Raw genomic sequence first — 17,401 nt, 5'->3', positions numbered from 1 at the left:
GTCGGGAGGAAAGCATTGCTTTCTGTCACAACAACTGTAGCTTCATGCCGAAGGAGAGGCTCAGATAGTCCTTGGGCTTGAGGTAACGGTTGGTGAAGGCGCTGACAATGTAGAGGTCACAAGTGCTCAGCTCGTAGAAGAAGGTGACGGCCCGTGCCGAAAGGCGGTATTGTTCGGGAATGTTGACGGTGAGCCGTTGTCCCAGAAACACGTGGGTGCGTATTTTCGACGAGAAGCCATAGTATCCTTTGGGATACCGTTCGGGTTCATGCACCCAGAAGTCGCTGCCGAAGACGGTGTTGAAGTACATGCCGCAAGTGAGCGGTTCGATGGCAAAGACGCTGTTTTTGATGGGCAGGCTCCAGGGTATGTAGTTCTGCTTCAGGGTGAAGGTCAGCTTGGCTTTGTCCGACTGGTATTTGGGCAGGAAGCCGAAGAAGATGTCTGTTTCCCATTGGTTGCGTTTGCCATAATCCCAGCCGGTACCTATGGACAGGAGGCCCATGTTGCCGGCAAACTGAAGTTTGCTGTAGGTGGGTATCAGCTTCTCCCAATGTTTGCGGTAGCGGTGTACGCGCTTGTCGTAGCGGCTGTGTGGCGAGGATGTGTGTTGAATCGTATCGGGGGCTGTTATAAGGCTGTCGCATCCCTGCGGGGTAACGGCAGACAGCGGCGATTGGACAATCAGCCACAAGCCTGTCAGCAGCAGGCATAGTTTTTGTCGGCGATTAGAAATAGACCACTTCGCGTTCATATCCGTCGGGAGTTAGGGTGAATATATAGTAGTTGCGATGCTTCATGCAGTCGCTCAGATAATACATGATGCCGTCGTCGAAGAGGTCTTCTTCGGCCAGGCGGTGTTCATGGGCGGCCAGACAGAACTGGACATCGGGGTAGAGGTTGACGTAGCGCTGGAAGACACGGGCGACGTTGTTGTTGAATTCTCCGCAATAGGGGCGTATGTGCATGGCGATGACAGTCCGGTCGAATTCATCAGCCCGTTCGGTCATTTCGTTTTCCATGAAGTCGAAGTCGGGGATAGGGCGCGAATAGTCGTATTCGATGGCATTGGTGTTGAGGCATACGAACTTCACCCGTCCGGCAATGAAAGCGAAGTTCGGGTTGCCGAACACGGCCCGGAAGGTCTCTTCGCCAGTGCCCAGACAGTCATGATTGCCGATGAGGGCTACGTAGGGCATCTTCAGCCTGTTCAGAATGTCGCGCTGCCACAGGAATTCATCCGTCACGCCGAAGTCGCTCAGGTCACCACCATGGATGACGAAGTCGATGTCGTCGCGTCGGTTCACGTCCGTCACGAAGTCCTGCGTTTCGTCATACCATCGTTGTGAGTCGCCCATGAAGGCAAAACGCAGGGTATCTTTCCCCTGACACAGCGTTTCGATGCGGGCGATGTTTTTGTCATTGATACCTGTTTCCCCGTCTATGCGTACGTCGTAGGGGTGGTAGTCAATGAGGTCGCACCCGCCAAACAGCATGCAGCACAAGGCAGGGATTGCCAGTTTGCTGAGTATATTCATTCGCTTGCTTTTTTTGGTCCGTTGGCAAAGGTAGGTCATTCGCTTGGCCTGTCAGTGTCCCGATTTTCCTTTTTAGAGTTCTAAAGAATGCTTTTTGAGATATTTGTATAAATATGTTTCCTCTTTGTTCGTAGTTTGTTGAATTGAATATTTTTTTTACTGTGTTGCAAAATTGTGATTTTATTTGAAGAATTCTCAATCTCTTTTATTGGATAATATGAAGTATATTGGATAGAAGTATGCTGGAAAAAGAAGAAACGCGGATTCATAGCTTTTCAATGCTACGAACCCGCGTTTCTTTTTCTGTATATGCTCTTTATTTGTTGGCGATAGCTCTCAGTATGAAGTAGCCGCCCAGCCATTGGAGCAACATGCCTGGTACTCCGATGCGGAAATCTTGCGCAGCGAGGTGAAAATCACCGCATAAAGCCCATTCGAAACCGGTACCGATTACCTGATAAGCTAATACAGCAATCAGCAGGCCTCCGAACCATACTTTGTTTTTGGCGTAACGGGCTACTGCGGCGGTTGCAAGTGCCAGCAGACCGGATTTGATAAGAATGGCCGGCAGTACGGCTGCAGCAGGCATTCCGAACAACAGGTGGTTGATGACGGGGGAAAGGATGGCTGTCAGCAGTCCGACGCGGAAGCCGAACTTATAGGCTGCTATCAGGGTGAAGAAATAGATGGGCAGCAGCGTAGGGCCTCCCAGGGGGACCAGGTGGCAGAGTTGCGGCAGAAGGATGTTGCCTGCCACGAACAACAAGGCAAACAGATAAGTTTTTACGTTTCCGAACGAAAGCGAATAGAGTTTTGCAGATGTATTCATAATTGTAATGTTATTAGTGTTGGGAGATTAGACAATCAGTTCATAGTTGCGGGTACCGATACCGATTTCTTCGGCATGTTTCAAGCCGGCCTGCCAGTTGGTATTGGGATGAATCAGGTGGAACTTGTCGCAGCCGCAGAGGTCCTCATGCTCGTGCTTGTTGCCCAGCACGTTGTTGCCGTGGAGCACGGGTGTATTGTTTACCAGGTCGGCACAGGCCTGGTCCAGTGCGACCGGATCGGTAGAAGCCAGGATGCCCAGGTCGGGGATGATGGCGGCATCGTTGTGGTTCCAGCAGTCGCATTCGGGCGACACGTTCATCACGAAGCTGACGTGGAAGTGAGGCTTGTCCTTCAATACGGCTTTGGTGTATTCGGCTATCTTGTAGTTCATGTTCTCGGAGGTGTCCCAGCTGCCTACGACGGCACCGTCGTGTTGGCACAGGGCCACACATTGGCCGCAACCCACGCACTTTGAGTAGTCAATCTCAGCCTTGCGGTTGGCATTCAGGTGTATGGCATCGTGGGCACAATGTTTCACGCAGATGTTGCATCCGATGCAGTTGTCCGTTTCAATTTTTGGCTGGGCCGAAGCGTGCAGTTCCAGTTTGCCGGGAACGGCAGCAGCTCCCATGCCGAGATTTTTCAGTGCTCCGCCAAATCCTGCCTGCTCGTGTCCCTTGAAGTGGGTCATGCTGATGACGATGTCCGCATCGGCGATGGCAGCACCGATTTTGGGAGCCTTGCAATATTGTCCGTCAATAGGAATTTCGCGGTAGTCAGTGCCTTTCAAGCCGTCGGCGATGATGACCTGGCATTGGGCGGAGATCGGATTGAAACCGTTCTCCATGGCGCTTTCCAGGTGGTCTACGGCATTGGAACGTCGGCCGGAGTAGAGGGTGTTGCAGTCGGTCAGGAACGGTTTGGCACCATAGCTGCGCAGCAGGTTGGCCATGCGTGCCGCATAGTTGGGACGGATGTAGGCCAGGTTGCCCGGCTCGCCGAAATGTATTTTGATAGCCACGAAGCTGTCTTTCAAAGGCAGTTGGGCGATGCCTGCCTTCTTCACCAGCCGTTCCATTTTGTCGAGTAGGTTGGAGGTGGGTGAAGTACGCAGGTCTGTGAAGTAGACTTTTGCTTTTTCCATGTCGTTTTACCTATTTGTGATGATATGTAGCGCAAATGTAGCTGAAAATATCCATATATATAGGTATTTGTTTCTAAAAAATACAGCAGCGGGCTTTTCTTCTGTAATTCTGGTAGTCGGAGCAGTAAATGGGGTATAATTATGTTTGTCGATAGAGAAGATAAGGTAGAAGATGAACTTAAGTAGTTTTATTTTTACAATTGGAGCGCTATTTCCAAAGTGCTCGTTTCCCCTCGCAATAAATGGGTTTCAACCCTACGGGGCTTATGTTTGAAACATAAAGGGGGAATGTTTGAAACATAAGGCCGCCATGTTTGAAACATTCCCCAAGACGCTCCTGGAAGTTGTTGCGGAAGCGGTTGAGGAATGTTTTTCGAAGAGAGTTATTTAATTTTACATCTTGATGAATTTCAAGCAGACGGGTTTCGTGGTTTTGATGCTCTGCCCGGTGTCGGTCAGCAGGCCGGTCGAGGCATCGCGGGCGAATACCTGGATTTCGTTGGTGTCGCGGCAGGCCACGAGTACATACTTCCCGTTGGGTGTGATAATGAAATTACGCGGATGGATGCCGGTAGGTTGATAACCGATTTTGGTCAGGGTGCCGCCTTCTCCGTTGATTTGGAAGATGGCCAGCCCGTCGCCTTTCAGGCGGTTGGAGGCATAGAGGTGGCGGCCGTCAGGCGAAAGGTGGATATCGGCACTTCCGCGGGCGTCCAGCGTGTCGGCCTGGATGGTCTGCATCCATGTCAGGCTGTCACCGTTATAGGTGAAAGCCATTACTTCGCCGGAGAGCTCTGTTATCAAGTAAGCAAACCGTCCGTCGGCGGAGAACTCGGTGTGGCGTGGGCCGGAACCGGGAGCCAGGAGGATGTCCGAAGCACTACTTTCGTCCACCAGCGGTGTGTCGCTGCCTTTCTGCCGGTTGTTCAGCGGGAAGCGGTGGATGCGGTCGGTACCCAGGTCGTTGGCCAGCAGGTATTTGTTGTCGGGAGTGAAATAGACAAAGTGCAGGTGCGGTTGGGCCTGGCGTTCCTTGTCGGCGCCATGACCGTCGAAACCGATGTTTTTTCCTGGTTTCAGGCGGCCTTCCGCATCGAGCGGGAAGAGGGTGATGTTGCTGCCGTTATAGTTGGCCGTTACGACGTAGTCTTCTTCAGGGCTCAGTGCGATGTGGCAGGGGGCGGCGCCTTGGGTGGGTTGGCTGTTGACCAGCGTCAAGATGCCGGTGGTGGCGTCAAAGGTCAGTGCATTGGCGCAAGCTGTTCCTCCGTCGTCTTCGCCTACGCTATATACTCGCTTACCGTCTACCGATACAGTCTGATAAGATGGGTTGGAGATGCCTTTCAGGCCGCTTACGTATTGTCCTTTGCCAGTCTCCTGATTGAATTTATATACTTTGATGCCTTCCTGGTCGGCAGGGCCATAACTTCCCACCAGCATATAGAGGGTATCTGTCTCGGTGGCAGGTGATGCCGGTTGTTTTTTGCCTGTGCAGGCTGTCAGAATGGCGGCTCCGGCACAGCAGCATAGAATCAGTTTCTTGTTCATAGGTTGATAAAGGGATAAAAAAAGGCTGCGTCATTCCGGAGAAGATGCAGCCTTTGGTGTGTTATCGGATAATTATAGGATTATGCGATACCGTGGGCAGATACGGTGCTGTCAATCTTCTTGATCAAGCCCTGCAGTACGGCGCCCGGTCCGCATTCGGTGAAGTCGGTAGCACCGTCGGCAATCATGTTCTTTACAGACTGTGTCCAGCGTACGGAAGCCGTGAGCTGTGCCACGAGGTTCTTCTTGATTTCTGCGGGGTCGGTGTGGGGCAGGGCATCCACGTTCTGGTAAACGGGGCACTTCGGCGTGTGGAAGTTGGTAGCGTTGATGGCAGCTTCCAGTTCAACCTTCGCGGGGTTCATCAGCGGAGAGTGGAAAGCACCGCCCACCTTCAGCGGCAGGGCACGCTTGGCACCGGCAGCCTTCATCAGTTCGCAGGCCTTGTTGATGCCTTCGATGGTACCGGAGATAACAATCTGTCCCGGGCAGTTGAAGTTGGCAGCGACACAAACTTCACCTTCCTTGCTTACCTGCTCGCAGATTTCCTCAACCTTCTCGTCGGGCAGGGCAATGATGGCGGCCATCGTAGAAGGATGGGCTTCGCAAGCCTTTTGCATGGCCATGGCACGTGCATATACCAGTTTCAGGCCATCTTCGAAGCTCAGGGCACCGGCAGCAACCAGGGCCGAGAATTCGCCGAGCGAGTGTCCGGCAGTCATTTCAGGCTGGAAGGCATCGCCCATGCAGAGGGCAGAGATTACGGAGTGGAGGAATACGGCAGGCTGTGTAACCTTTGTCTGACGGAGGTCTTCGTCCGTGCCGTTGAACATGATATCAGTAATGCGATATCCGAGGATATCATTCGCTTTTTCAAACAATTCTTTGGCTAAAGCCGAGTTCTCGTACAGGTCTTTGCCCATTCCTACGAATTGGGCGCCTTGGCCCGGAAATACAAATGCTTTCATCTTTTTAATTATTTGGTTGGTAAAAAATAAGCTTTTGTTTCTGAAAAACGCTGCAAAGGTAGGTCTTTTTCTGATAACCACCACACAAAATCGGTCTTTTTGTGCAATGGTGTCCTTTTCTTCTATATATAAGAGCCTTGTTGCTTTCGTTTATGTTGAGGCTGCATGTTGCGAGCGTTGATTTATGACCTTTTATGCAAAAAGCAGGTGCATTTCTTTTTCCTTTGGCGAAACATGCCTATCTTTGACAGGAACGAATCCTAAAAAGAATCATGATATTATTAGGTTACGACATAGGGAGCTCGTCGGTCAAGGCGAGCCTGGTGGATGCCGTGAGCGGCAAGTGCGTGGCCTCGGCTTTCTATCCGAAGACGGAGGCATCTATCTTGGCTGTCAGGCCGGGATGGGCCGAACAGGACCCCAAAAGCTGGTGGACGAACCTGAAGCTGGCCACGCAGGCTGTGCTGCACGAGTCCAGTGCCGATGGCAGGGACGTCAAGGCCATCGGCATCTCCTATCAGATGCACGGGCTGGTGTGTGTGGACCGTGAGCAGCGGGTGCTGCGTCCGGCCATCATCTGGTGCGACTCGCGCGCCGTGCCCTACGGACAGCGGGCTTTCGAAGCCCTGGGGCAGGAACGATGCCTGACGCATCTGCTCAACTCGCCGGGCAACTTCACCGCCGCCAAGCTGGCATGGGTCAAGGAGAACGAGCCGCAGGTGTATGAACGGATAGATAAGGTGATGCTTCCCGGCGACTACATCGCCATGCGCCTGACGGGCGAGGTGTGCACCACCGTCTCCGGCCTGTCCGAAGGCATGTTCTGGGACTTCCGTCGCGGCTGCGTGGCCGACTTCCTGCTGGACTACTACGGCTTCGACCATTCGCTGATAGCCGATATCCGACCTACCTTTGCCGAGCAGGGACGGGTGAGGGCTGACGTGGCCCGCGAGCTGGGTCTGGCCGAGGGTACGCCCGTCACCTACCGTGCGGGCGACCAGCCCAACAACGCCCTTTCGCTCAACGTCTTCAACCCCGGTGAGATAGCCTCGACGGCAGGTACGAGCGGCGTGGTCTATGGTGTGAACGGCGAGGTGAATTACGACCCGCGCAGCCGTGTCAACACCTTTGCGCACGTCAACCACACGGCCGACCAAACCCGCCTGGGCGTGCTCCTCTGCATCAACGGTACGGGCATCCTCAATTCGTGGGTGAAGCGCAACGTGGCTCCCGAAGGTATCTCCTATGCCGAACTGAACGATTTGGCCGCCCAAGTGCCCGTGGGCAGCGGCGGCGTCAGCATCCTGCCCTTCGGCAACGGTGCCGAGCGTATGCTGGAGAACCGTGAGACAGGTTGCTCTGTTTGCGGCTTGAACTTCAACCTGCACGACCGTCGCCACGTGGCCCGCGCCGCACAGGAAGGTATTGTTTTCGCCTTCAAGTATGGCATCGACATCATGGAGCAGATGGGCATCCCCGTGCAGAAGATACACGCCGGACGGGCCAACATGTTCCTTAGCCCGGTCTTCCGCGACACGCTGGCCGGCGTGACGGGCGCCACCATCGAGCTTTACGACACGGACGGCTCCGTGGGTGCTGCCAAGGGGGCAGGTATCGGCGCAGGTTTCTATCGCGATAACGTCGAGGCTTTCGCCACGCTGGAGCGCCTGGCCGTCATCGAGCCGGACATGAAGCGGCGCGAGGAGTATCTCGCTGCTTATGCCCGCTGGAAGCGGTGGTTGGAGAAACTGATTTAAGGAATAACGATCAATCATAGAAACCGAGGCTTGGGCCTCGCAAAACATCAGAAAGAATATGGCAACAAAAGAGTATTTTCCTGGCATAGGAAAGATTAAGTTTGAAGGTAAAGAGAGTAAGAATCCCCTGGCGTTCCGCTACTACGACGCCGGCAAGATGATTATGGGCAAGAAGATGAGCGAATGGCTGAAGTTCGCCATGGCCTGGTGGCACACGCTGTGCGCCGAGGGTAGCGACCAGTTTGGCGGCGGCACGAAGACTTTCCCGTGGAACGATTCGGTCGACCCCGTGGAGGCTGCCAGGCACAAGGTGGATGCCGGTTTCGAGTTCATGCAGAAGATGGGTATCGAATACTACTGCTTCCACGACGTGGACCTCTGCGCCGAGGCCGACACCATCGAGGAGTACGAAGCCCATCTGAAGGAAATCGTAGCCTACCTGAAGCAGAAGCAGCAGGAGACGGGTATCAAACTGCTGTGGGGCACAGCCAATGTCTTCGGCCACAAGCGCTACATGAACGGTGCCGCCACGAATCCCGACTTCGACGTCGTAGCCCGTGCCGCTGTGCAGATCAAGAATGCCATCGACGCCACCATCGAGCTGGGCGGATCGAACTACGTCTTCTGGGGTGGCCGCGAGGGCTACATGAGTCTGCTCAACACTGATCAGAAACGTGAGAAGGAACACCTGGCCACGATGTTGCGCATGGCCCGCGACTATGCCCGCGCCCACGGTTTCAAGGGTACTTTCCTCGTGGAGCCGAAGCCTATGGAACCCACCAAGCATCAGTATGATGTGGACACGGAGACCGTCATCGGCTTCCTGAAGGCACACGGGCTGGACAAGGATTTCAAAGTGAACATCGAGGTGAACCACGCGACCCTGGCCGGACATACATTCGAACACGAACTGGCCGTGGCTGTGGACAACGGTATGCTGGGCTCTATCGACGCCAACCGTGGTGACTATCAGAACGGATGGGACACCGACCAGTTCCCCATCGACAACTTCGAACTCATCCAGGCCATGATGCAGATTATCCGCGGTGGTGGCTTCAAGGACGGCGGTACGAACTTCGACGCCAAGACGCGCCGCAACTCCACCGATCTGGAGGACATCTTCATCGCCCACATCTCAGGCATGGATGCCATGGCCCGTGCTTTGGAGAGCGCTGCCAAGCTGCTCGAGGAGTCGCCCTACCGTCAGATGCTGGCCCAGCGCTACGCTTCCTTCGACAGCGGCCTGGGCAAGGACTTCGAAGACGGCAAGCTGACGCTGGAAGACATCGTGGCCTACGCCAAGCGGAACGGCGAGCCGAAGCAGATCAGCGGCAAGCAGGAGCTGTATGAGGCCATCGTGAATATGTACGTTTAATGATTTCTGAAATCTTAAATATCATGACAAACGAGAATGCTTATGAAAAAGTTTTTTATTCCTGTCCTGCTGGCCGGTGCCTTGATGTCGGCCTGTCAGCAGAAACTTCCCTATCAGGATGCCTCCCTGTCGCCCGAGGAGCGTGCGGCTGACCTGGTTCAACGCCTGACGTTGGAAGAGAAAGTGTCGTTGATGCAGAACAATTCGTCCGCTGTGCCGCGTTTGGGTATCAAGCCTTATGAATGGTGGAACGAGGCCCTGCATGGGGTAGCGCGCAACGGTCGGGCTACCGTTTTCCCGCAGGCCATCGGTATGGGCGCTGCCTTCAATGATTCGCTGCTTCACGTGGTGTTTACCGCCGTGAGCGATGAAGCACGTGCCAAGAATCACATGGCCCGCAGGGACAGCAGTTACCAGCGTTATGAAGGTCTGACTTTCTGGACACCCAATATCAACATTTTCCGCGATCCGCGATGGGGACGCGGGCAGGAAACCTACGGTGAAGATCCGTACCTGACGGGCCGGTTGGGCATGGCCGTCGTCAGAGGTCTGCAAGGCCCTGAAGACAGTCAATACGACAAGGCGCATGCCTGCGCCAAGCATTATGCCGTCCACTCCGGTCCCGAATGGAACCGTCATAGCTTCAATGCCGAGAACATTGATCCGCGCGACTTGTGGGAAACTTATCTGCCCGCTTTCAAGGACTTGGTGCAGAAGGCCGGCGTGAAGGAAGTGATGTGTGCCTACAACCGGTTTGAAGGATCGCCTTGTTGCAACAGCGACCGCCTGCTGATGCAGATCCTGCGTGATGAATGGGGGTACGAAGGACTGGTGGTAAGTGATTGCGGCGCTATTTACGACTTCTTCGAGGAAGGCCGTCACGGGACGCACAAGGACAAGGCGGATGCTTCGTCGGCAGCTGTCCTGTCGGGGACGGACCTGGAGTGTGGCGATGCCTATAAGTCGCTGCCCGACGCTGTCCGTCAAGGCAAGATTAAGGAGTCTGATCTGGACCGTTCGGTATCGCGTCTGCTGAAGGCCCGTTTCGAACTGGGCGAGATGGACGAGACTACGCCTTGGGATGCTATTCCCGACTCGGTTGTCAACTGTCATGCACACCAGGCGCTGGCTCTTCGTATGGCCCGCGAGAGTATGACTTTGCTTCAGAACAGGAACAGCTTGTTGCCGTTGAAGGCCGGCATGACCGTTGCCCTCGTCGGTCCCAATGCCAATGACTCGGTGATGCAGTGGGGTAACTACAACGGTTTCCCCGGCCATACCGTGACGCTGCTCGAGGCTCTGCGTGAACGGCTGCCCGAAGAACAGCTGATCTATGTGCCCGGCGCCCTTTATGCAGAAGGTTTTGTGCCGGAACACAAGAAAGAAGAGATGGAGCAGACGAAACCATTGGATGCGGCATCCCTGTTGAAGCAAGTAGGCCGTGCGGATGTCGTGGTCTTTGCCGGAGGCATCTCGCCGATGTTGGAAGGCGAGCAGATGTCGGTCAATATCCCTGGCTTCAAGGGGGGTGACCGTACGGACATCGAGCTGCCTGCCATCCAGCGTCAGTTGCTCAAGGCGTTGAAGGCTGCCGGCAAGAAAGTGGTCTTCGTCAACTTCTCGGGTAGTGCCATGGGACTGGAGCCTGAAACGCAGACGTGCGATGCCATCCTGCAGGCATGGTATCCCGGCGAGGCTGGTGGTACAGCCGTGGCCGATGTGCTTTATGGCGACTACAATCCGGCCGGACGCCTGCCCGTCACCTTCTACAAGAATGTGGGCCAGCTGCCCGACTTTCAGGATTACAGCATGAAGGGACGCACGTACCGTTATTTCGAAGGTACGCCGCTCTTCCCCTTCGGCCACGGATTGAGCTATACCACCTTTGCCTACGGCAAGGCCGAGGTGAAGGAGGGCTGTCTGCTGGTGCCCGTCACCAATACAGGTCGTATGGACGGCGATGAAGTGGTTCAGCTTTACCTGAACCGTCCCGACGATGCCAACGGGCCGCTCAAGACGCTGCGCGCCTTCAAGCGTGTACACATTCCTGCCGGAGCTACCCGCACGGTCAGCTTGCCGTTGACGGAGGAAACCTTCAACTGGTGGGATACGGCGACCAATACGGTTCATCCTCTGAAGGGCAGTTATAAGTTGCTATACGGAGGAAGTTCGGACGACCAAGCCTTGCAGACACTGATGTACGAGTTCTGAGGTGTGTAGTAAAGGAATAGTTGGATAAATCCCCTGCCTGGCGGTGAGGCCTGGCAGGGGATTTTTTGTACCGCGGGCGTCTCGTTGCTTTGCTTCACAGGCTTTGTACTTTCGGTTTACAGGCTTTAAACTGTCAGTTTACTCCGTTTAAACTATCAGTTTAACCGCTTTAAACTATCAGTTTAATACGGATAAACTGTCAGTTTATTTCTGGTAAACAAAAATAAACTCGTTTGTTGCTGACAATCAGTGGCCTATCTTTTCTCCATAAAAAGATGCCTGCCGTCGAACCGCGTGCTGAAATAAACCGTAACTTTGCACCCGAATTACTAAAAACATCCGAACCATGATACATTTTGATACCGACTATATGGAGGGCGCACATCCCGAAGTGATGCGCCGCCTGCTGGAAACCAATCTGGAGCAGACGCCCGGATATGGTTGCGACGACTATACGGCCCGTGCCAAGGACCTGATACGTGAGGCTTGCGGACAGCCGCAGGCAGCCGTGCAGTTCCTGGTGGGCGGCACGCAGACCAACGCTACCGTCATCGACGCCCTGCTGGCCCGTCACGAAGGCGTGCTGGCGGCCGAGTCGGCCCACATCAACGTGCACGAAGCGGGTGCCATCGAGGCTTCGGGCCACAAGGTGCTCACCCTGCCTGCCCATGACGGTAAGGTATTAGCCGCCGACGTGGAGGCCTACATCCGCAACTTCTACCGCGATGAGACCTACGAACATATGGTGGCGCCGGGCATGCTCTACATCTCGCACCCCACCGAGCTGGGCACGCTCTACACCCTCCGCGAACTGGAAGACCTGAGCCGCGTATGCCGTGAGGCGGATATACCTTTATATATGGACGGCGCCCGCCTGGGTTACGGGCTGGCAGCCGAGGGAACGGACGTCACGCTGGGGGACATTGCCCGTCTGTGCGACGTGTTCTACATCGGCGGCACCAAGGTCGGTGCCCTCTTCGGGGAGGCGGTGGTGGCTGCCCGTCCCGAACGGTTGCCCCATTTCTTCACCCTCGTCAAGCAGCACGGTGCGCTTCTGGCCAAGGGACGTCTGCTGGGCATCCAGTTCGGCACGCTCTTCACCGACGGCCTCTATCAGCGCATCGGCGCCCATGCCGTCCGTCTGGCCCTGAAGCTGAAGCGGGCGTTTGTAGAGAAGGGCTACCGTCTCCATCTCGATTCGCCCACCAACCAGCAGTTCGTCTGCCTGCCCAACGAGACCATTGACCGCCTGAAGCGCGAAGCCACCTTCGAGCTGTGGGGCCCCCGCGGCGAAACGGAGACGGTGGTACGCTTCGTCACCAGCTGGGCCACGCGCGAGGAAGACGTGGACAAGCTGATAGCCTTGCTTTGACTGTAACAGAAACGGATAACAAATAAAACTATAACGAAATGGATTCCATCAAGATTAACAAAGTGCAGATACGCAATCTGCAGATTGAAGACTACGACCAGCTGGCCCAGTCGTTCACACGTGTCTATACGGACGGAAGCGACGTCTTCTGGACACACAAGCAGATAGAGAAACTGATACGCATCTTCCCCGAGGGGCAGATCGTGACGGTGGTCGACGAGAAGATTGTGGGCTGCGCCCTTTCCATCATCGTCAATTATGACGACGTGAAGAACGACCACACCTATGCCCAGGTGACGGGCAAGGAGACGTTCAATACCCACAACCCCAAGGGGAATATCCTCTACGGCATCGAGGTCTTCATCCATCCGCAGTACCGCGGTCTTCGCCTGGCCCGCCGTATGTACGAATACCGCAAGGACCTCTGCGAAAAGCTCAACCTGAAGGCCATCATGTTCGGCGGCCGCATCCCCAACTACCACAAGTATGCCGACCAGATGCGCCCCAAGGAATACATCGACAAGGTGCGCCAGAAGGAAATCTACGACCCCGTGCTTACCTTCCAGCTCTCCAACGACTTCCACGTGCGCAAGGTGATGCGAAACTACCTGCCCAACGACGAAGAGTCCAAGCACTACGCCTGCCTGCTCCAGTGGGACAACATCTACTACCAGCCGCCCACGCAGGAGTACATCAACCCGAAGACCACTGTCCGTGTGGGCCTCGTGCAGTGGCAGATGCGTACCTACACTTCGCTGGACGACCTCTTCGAGCAGGTGGAGTTCTTTGTCGACGCCGTGTCCGACTACAAGAGCGACTTTGTTCTCTTCCCCGAATACTTCAACGCGCCGCTTATGGCCCGCTTCAACAACGAGGGCGAATCCGAAGCCATCCGCGGTCTGGCCGCCTATACCGACGAAATACGCGAACGCTTCATCAAGCTGGCCATCAGCTACAACATCAACATCATCACGGGCAGCATGCCGCTCATCAAGGAAGACGGCCGCCTGTACAACGTGGGCTTCCTCTGCCGCCGCGACGGCACGTACGAGATGTACGAAAAGATTCACGTCACGCCCGACGAAATCAAGAGCTGGGGCTTGAGCGGAGGCAAGGCCCTGAAGACGTTCGAGACCGACTGTGCCAAGATTGGTGTCCTGATCTGCTACGACGTGGAGTTCCCCGAACTGTCGCGCATCATGGCCGACCAGGGCATGCAGATTCTGTTCGTGCCTTTCCTGACCGATACGCAGAATGCCTACAGCCGCGTCAAGGTATGTGCCCACGCCCGTGCCATCGAGAACGAGTGCTTCGTGGTCATTGCCGGCAGTGTGGGCAATCTGCCCCGTGTGCACAACATGGACATCCAGTATGCCCAGTCGGGTGTCTTCACGCCTTGCGATTTTGCCTTCCCCACGGACGGCAAGCGTGCCGAAGCTACGCCCAATACGGAAATGATTCTGGTGTCCGACGTCGATCTTGACCTGCTGAGCGAACTGCACACCTACGGCAGCGTCCGCAACCTGAAAGACCGTCGTCACGACCTGTACGAGGTGAAGATGAAGAACCGCAGCGCAGAGTCGCAGAAGGCGAGCGAATAAGTCTGTCATCATTGACAAAGCAGATAAAGGCTGTGTCAGAACTTACCGCAGATTAACAAGGGCGGTTTCGTTTTGATACAGCCTTTTTTGTATGGGAGACTACGGACAGCTGTCTGCTGATGGGTGTGGACAAAGTCGTGGCTTTTGAAAACCGTTTATATGTGTTCGATAGCCAGCGTCCGGCATTGTACGAATTTGATGAAGAAGGCCGATTTGTGCGGCAAATTAGTCGTAAGGGCAACGGGCCGGGGGAGTATCAGTTGATTTGTGATTTCATGATCGACAGAGACAGACGGAACATTTGTCTGTTGAGCCCTTTTGGATGGATGGGAAGATATGGTTTGGATGGAAGTTTTATCAGACAGGACGAGCTGCCCGCCAAGCCCAATTATTATGCTGTCTCTTCTCTGGATGCGGAGAATCTGGTGTTTTGGTCGTGTGTGAGGGAGGACGAAGACGGACTGTCTGTTGTGGGGAAGGACTCCTTGAATGTGGTCTGTGGTTTCTGGAGGAACGACCGCATACTGGATATGGGCTGCATGCAGCCGTTCTATGAATACGCCGGTAAGGTATATTTTGCTTCGGGCTACCAGAATGTGGTCTATGAACTGGGACGGGAGAGTATGGAGCCGGCCTATTCGTGGGACTTCGGAAAGGACGGTATCAGTGAACAGATGTTGCAGAAGTATCGTTCTATCGAGAATGAGAGCCAACGGAACAGGCTTTTGATTGAAGATTTGTCGGAGGGTATATTGCCCTTCTGTATGAAGTTTCATCGGGAGAACCCTACGTATTATTATGTAAACCTGCAGAAGGGATTGGGTACGGCTGACCGTTCCATCCATGTCTTCTACCGGAAGGACGACGGTCGTACGTTCGTCTTTGAGACGATGGAAGGTGGCTTACGCTTGCGTCCGTTGTTGTTTACGGACGGATATTTCCTTTCGTTGGTCAATTTTACGGAGTATGAACTTCTTCGTCCCTACTTGTCGGAACAGGAATTTGCCGAACTGTCGTTGCGGACGGAGGAAGACAATCTTTGTCTCATCCGTTGTCGTTTCAAAAAATAAGTTGTGACCGTTCGGGCCATCGGACAATAAAATAAACGGACTTACCTGGAAGGTGCATTCAGACACCTCGGGTAAGTCCGTATTTTTTCTGGCTGAAGGAAGGACGGATACCTCAATATTCCACCTTGTCGGCCTTGTTTTCCCATGCCTGGAAGGCGGCGATGGCTTCGTCGGGCAGGAGTTCTTCCATGGCCTTGTTGCGGTCTTCGCGCTTCAGGGCCAGTTCGTCGTAGATGAACGAGTCGTCGAAGCCGATGCGGGCGGCGTCGGTCTTGTTGTTGCCGTAATAGATTTTGTCCAGATGGGCCCAGTAGATAGCTCCCAGACACATGGGGCAGGGCTCACACGAAGTATAGATTTCGCATCCGCTAAGGTCGAACGTGTCCAGCTTCTGGCAGGCGGCACGGATGGCACTTACTTCGGCATGTGCCGTAGGGTCGTGGTTGGCCGTCACGCGGTTCACGCCCGTGGCTACTATCTCGCCGTCTTTCACGATGACGGCTCCGAACGGACCTCCGCCGTTCTTCACATTTTCGATGGAAAGCTCGATGGCTTTCCGCATGAAGTCTTCTTTTTTCATCAGTAGGTTTTTGTTATTCGGGTTAATGTATGTCTTTTTCTTGGGTAAAGATAGGCTTTATTATCGTGACTTCCAAATGTTGCGGGCAGGAAAGTGCGCTAGGCCGATGCGCAGGAAGCTGTAATTGGGGTCGGTTTCTCTGTAAAACGGGTCATGGCGTTGTGGGCGGAAAGCGCTACTTTTGTCGTGTATCTGTAAACGAAAAAAACGAAGTGATATGAAACAACTGTTATTTGCATTAACCCTGCTCTGCGGCATGAGCCTCGCGGCCTGTGCCCAAAGCAAAAACAATCGGACAATGAAAGAATCTTCTAACGTGTTGGTTGCCTATTTCTCGGCAACCGGAACTACTGCCCGTGCGGCTCAGACGCTGGCACGGGTGACGGGTGGCGAGCTCTTTGCCATTGTTCCCCAAGAGGCTTATACGGGTGCCGACCTCGACTGGCACGACAAGCAGTCGAGGAGTTCGGTCGAGATGAATGACCCGAAGGCGCGCCCCGCCCTGAAGGGGAAAAAGGAGGGCATGGACGGATACGACGTCGTGTTCATCGGTTATCCCATCTGGTGGGATGCGGCTCCGCGCATCATCAACACCTTTATCGAGAGCCACGGCTTGAAAGGAAAGAGGCTGATTCCCTTTGCCACGTCGGGCGGAAGCAGCATTGCGCAGAGCGTGAAGGCCCTGCGGAAGCAATATCCCGACCTGAAGTGGGAGGACGGCCGCCTGCTCAATAGGGCAGGAGAGGCCGATGTGCGCCGCTGGACGGAGCAGTTGGGGCTTTGATGCTCGCAGACGTCCTGTCGGGAAAACGGGCTTTGTGCTTGACAAATGGAGGGGAAAAGCGCCTTTTCGCTTACTCCTCCTTTTTTCGTTCGGGCGGAAATAGCGGAAAAAGAGGGGCGGAAACCGTGTTTTTCGGGGCAGGAAGTAGACGTTTTGCGCGGACATTGTATGTTTTCGGCCGTCAGGTTGTGGGTTCCGTAGCGGAAGGTGGTATGAAATAGAAGAGAAAAAAGGATGTTTTCTGCTCCGAAAAGCATTGTTTTCCTCTGGCGAAAGCATTGTTTTGTCCTCGATGAGGCTTTGCGGCCGCCCGTTCGGGGCTTTTTTCAGCTGGTTGAAATGTAAGGATTTCGATAACTTGCTGTACGAGAATGGATAAGCCCCTTCGCGCTTCGTCCGTTGGAGGCGGCCTCTCCTTCGGGCCGAAACAGACGATTCTCAGGCCGTTTGTCCGACAAAGTGTCAAAATGTCAAGCCTTCCGTCGGTCGGAGTTCGGAGGGCGTTGCAGGCCGTCGGGACAGAGCGGTCGCGGGGCGGGAAATGTTTTTCTTCTCTAAAACAACGCTTTTCTCCACTTTTTTTATAATTTTGCAGCCTTAAAACAGGAGGCAGGGCCTCAAG

13 protein-coding genes and 1 pseudogene are annotated in these 17,401 nt (G+C 54.6%); 7 read left to right on the top strand and 7 right to left on the bottom strand.

All coding sequences use genetic code 11. The features are described from left to right. Nucleotides 1–25 precede the first annotated feature (25 nt). The 6 genes from BQ7483_RS09685 to fabD form a co-directional block, all read right to left on the bottom strand. Entirely contained in the window at nt 26–754 is a 729-nt protein-coding gene (locus BQ7483_RS09685) for a hypothetical protein (RefSeq protein WP_072545742.1), read from the bottom strand. Further along, the gene (locus tag BQ7483_RS09680; protein WP_072545802.1) at nt 729–1,538 is read right to left on the bottom strand and encodes a metallophosphoesterase family protein; all 810 of its coding nucleotides are present in this window, start codon (nt 1,536–1,538) and stop codon (nt 729–731) included. Before BQ7483_RS09680 ends, BQ7483_RS09685 begins: the two co-directional genes overlap by 26 nt. 316 nt (nt 1,539–1,854) lie before the next feature. Next, entirely contained in the window at nt 1,855–2,367 is a 513-nt protein-coding gene (locus tag BQ7483_RS09675; RefSeq protein ID WP_072545741.1) for an ECF transporter S component, read from the bottom strand. A 27-nt stretch (nt 2,368–2,394) separates the two neighbouring features. After that, on the bottom strand, nt 2,395–3,513 hold the full coding sequence (locus BQ7483_RS09670) for a DUF362 domain-containing protein (protein ID WP_072545740.1): 1,119 nt from the start codon (nt 3,511–3,513) through the stop codon (nt 2,395–2,397). A gap of 393 nt (nt 3,514–3,906) precedes the next feature. Further along, nucleotides 3,907–5,061 (bottom strand): lactonase family protein, encoded by a 1,155-nt coding sequence (locus tag BQ7483_RS09665; protein WP_072545739.1) that lies wholly within the window; start codon nt 5,059–5,061, stop codon nt 3,907–3,909. Between the two features lie 80 nt (nt 5,062–5,141). Next, the gene (fabD, locus tag BQ7483_RS09660; protein ID WP_072545738.1) at nt 5,142–6,029 is read right to left on the bottom strand and encodes an ACP S-malonyltransferase; all 888 of its coding nucleotides are present in this window, start codon (nt 6,027–6,029) and stop codon (nt 5,142–5,144) included. 272 nt (nt 6,030–6,301) lie between these two features. Here fabD and BQ7483_RS09655 point away from each other — a divergent pair, with 272 nt between their 5' ends. The 6 genes and pseudogenes from BQ7483_RS09655 to BQ7483_RS09630 form a co-directional block, all read left to right on the top strand. Continuing rightward, nucleotides 6,302–7,786 (top strand): xylulokinase, encoded by a 1,485-nt coding sequence (locus tag BQ7483_RS09655; RefSeq protein ID WP_072545737.1) that lies wholly within the window; start codon nt 6,302–6,304, stop codon nt 7,784–7,786. Between the two features lie 58 nt (nt 7,787–7,844). Next, the gene (gene xylA / locus BQ7483_RS09650) at nt 7,845–9,161 is read left to right on the top strand and encodes a xylose isomerase (RefSeq protein ID WP_072545736.1); all 1,317 of its coding nucleotides are present in this window, start codon (nt 7,845–7,847) and stop codon (nt 9,159–9,161) included. A 42-nt stretch (nt 9,162–9,203) separates the two neighbouring features. Beyond that, a complete protein-coding gene (locus BQ7483_RS09645; RefSeq protein ID WP_072545735.1) occupies nt 9,204–11,372 on the top strand; it encodes a glycoside hydrolase family 3 C-terminal domain-containing protein in 2,169 nt (722 codons plus the stop codon). A gap of 346 nt (nt 11,373–11,718) precedes the next feature. Next, complete coding sequence (locus tag BQ7483_RS09640; protein WP_072545734.1) at nt 11,719–12,744, top strand: threonine aldolase family protein; 1,026 nt, start codon at nt 11,719–11,721, stop codon at nt 12,742–12,744. A gap of 38 nt (nt 12,745–12,782) precedes the next feature. Beyond that, nucleotides 12,783–14,345, top strand: a complete 1,563-nt coding sequence (locus BQ7483_RS09635; protein WP_022019642.1) for a carbon-nitrogen hydrolase family protein — start codon at nt 12,783–12,785, stop codon at nt 14,343–14,345. An 86-nt stretch (nt 14,346–14,431) separates the two neighbouring features. Beyond that, nucleotides 14,432–15,415, top strand: a pseudogene (locus tag BQ7483_RS09630) (6-bladed beta-propeller); the annotation flags it as partial. Nucleotides 15,416–15,527: 112 nt separating this feature from the next. Here BQ7483_RS09630 and BQ7483_RS09625 read toward each other — a convergent pair. Then, entirely contained in the window at nt 15,528–15,995 is a 468-nt protein-coding gene (locus tag BQ7483_RS09625) for a nucleoside deaminase (RefSeq protein ID WP_072545732.1), read from the bottom strand. A 217-nt stretch (nt 15,996–16,212) separates the two neighbouring features. On the opposite strand from BQ7483_RS09625, the gene BQ7483_RS09620 reads away from it, so the two are divergent. After that, nucleotides 16,213–16,779, top strand: a complete 567-nt coding sequence (locus BQ7483_RS09620; RefSeq protein WP_072545731.1) for a flavodoxin — start codon at nt 16,213–16,215, stop codon at nt 16,777–16,779. Nucleotides 16,780–17,401 lie beyond the last annotated feature (622 nt).

Source organism: Mediterranea massiliensis (genome assembly GCF_900128475.1).
Taxonomy (GTDB): Bacteria; Bacteroidota; Bacteroidia; order Bacteroidales; family Bacteroidaceae; genus Bacteroides; species Bacteroides massiliensis_E.
This window is presented reverse-complemented; position numbering and strand designations above follow the sequence as displayed.

Bases quoted from the DNA above. Each gene is read 5' to 3' on its own strand.
- BQ7483_RS09625 (WP_072545732.1), bottom strand. From the start codon at position 15,995: ATGAAAAAAGAAGACTTCATGCGGAAAGCCATCGAGCTTTCCATCGAA.
- BQ7483_RS09645 (WP_072545735.1), top strand. From the start codon at position 9,204: ATGAAAAAGTTTTTTATTCCTGTCCTGCTGGCCGGTGCCTTGATGTCG.
- BQ7483_RS09635 (WP_022019642.1), top strand. From the start codon at position 12,783: ATGGATTCCATCAAGATTAACAAAGTGCAGATACGCAATCTGCAGATT.
- BQ7483_RS09620 (WP_072545731.1), top strand. From the start codon at position 16,213: ATGAAACAACTGTTATTTGCATTAACCCTGCTCTGCGGCATGAGCCTC.
- BQ7483_RS09680 (WP_072545802.1), bottom strand. From the start codon at position 1,538: ATGAATATACTCAGCAAACTGGCAATCCCTGCCTTGTGCTGCATGCTG.
- BQ7483_RS09640 (WP_072545734.1), top strand. From the start codon at position 11,719: ATGATACATTTTGATACCGACTATATGGAGGGCGCACATCCCGAAGTG.
- fabD (WP_072545738.1), bottom strand. From the start codon at position 6,029: ATGAAAGCATTTGTATTTCCGGGCCAAGGCGCCCAATTCGTAGGAATG.
- BQ7483_RS09675 (WP_072545741.1), bottom strand. From the start codon at position 2,367: ATGAATACATCTGCAAAACTCTATTCGCTTTCGTTCGGAAACGTAAAA.
- BQ7483_RS09670 (WP_072545740.1), bottom strand. From the start codon at position 3,513: ATGGAAAAAGCAAAAGTCTACTTCACAGACCTGCGTACTTCACCCACC.
- xylA (WP_072545736.1), top strand. From the start codon at position 7,845: ATGGCAACAAAAGAGTATTTTCCTGGCATAGGAAAGATTAAGTTTGAA.
- BQ7483_RS09665 (WP_072545739.1), bottom strand. From the start codon at position 5,061: ATGAACAAGAAACTGATTCTATGCTGCTGTGCCGGAGCCGCCATTCTG.
- BQ7483_RS09655 (WP_072545737.1), top strand. From the start codon at position 6,302: ATGATATTATTAGGTTACGACATAGGGAGCTCGTCGGTCAAGGCGAGC.
- BQ7483_RS09685 (WP_072545742.1), bottom strand. From the start codon at position 754: ATGAACGCGAAGTGGTCTATTTCTAATCGCCGACAAAAACTATGCCTG.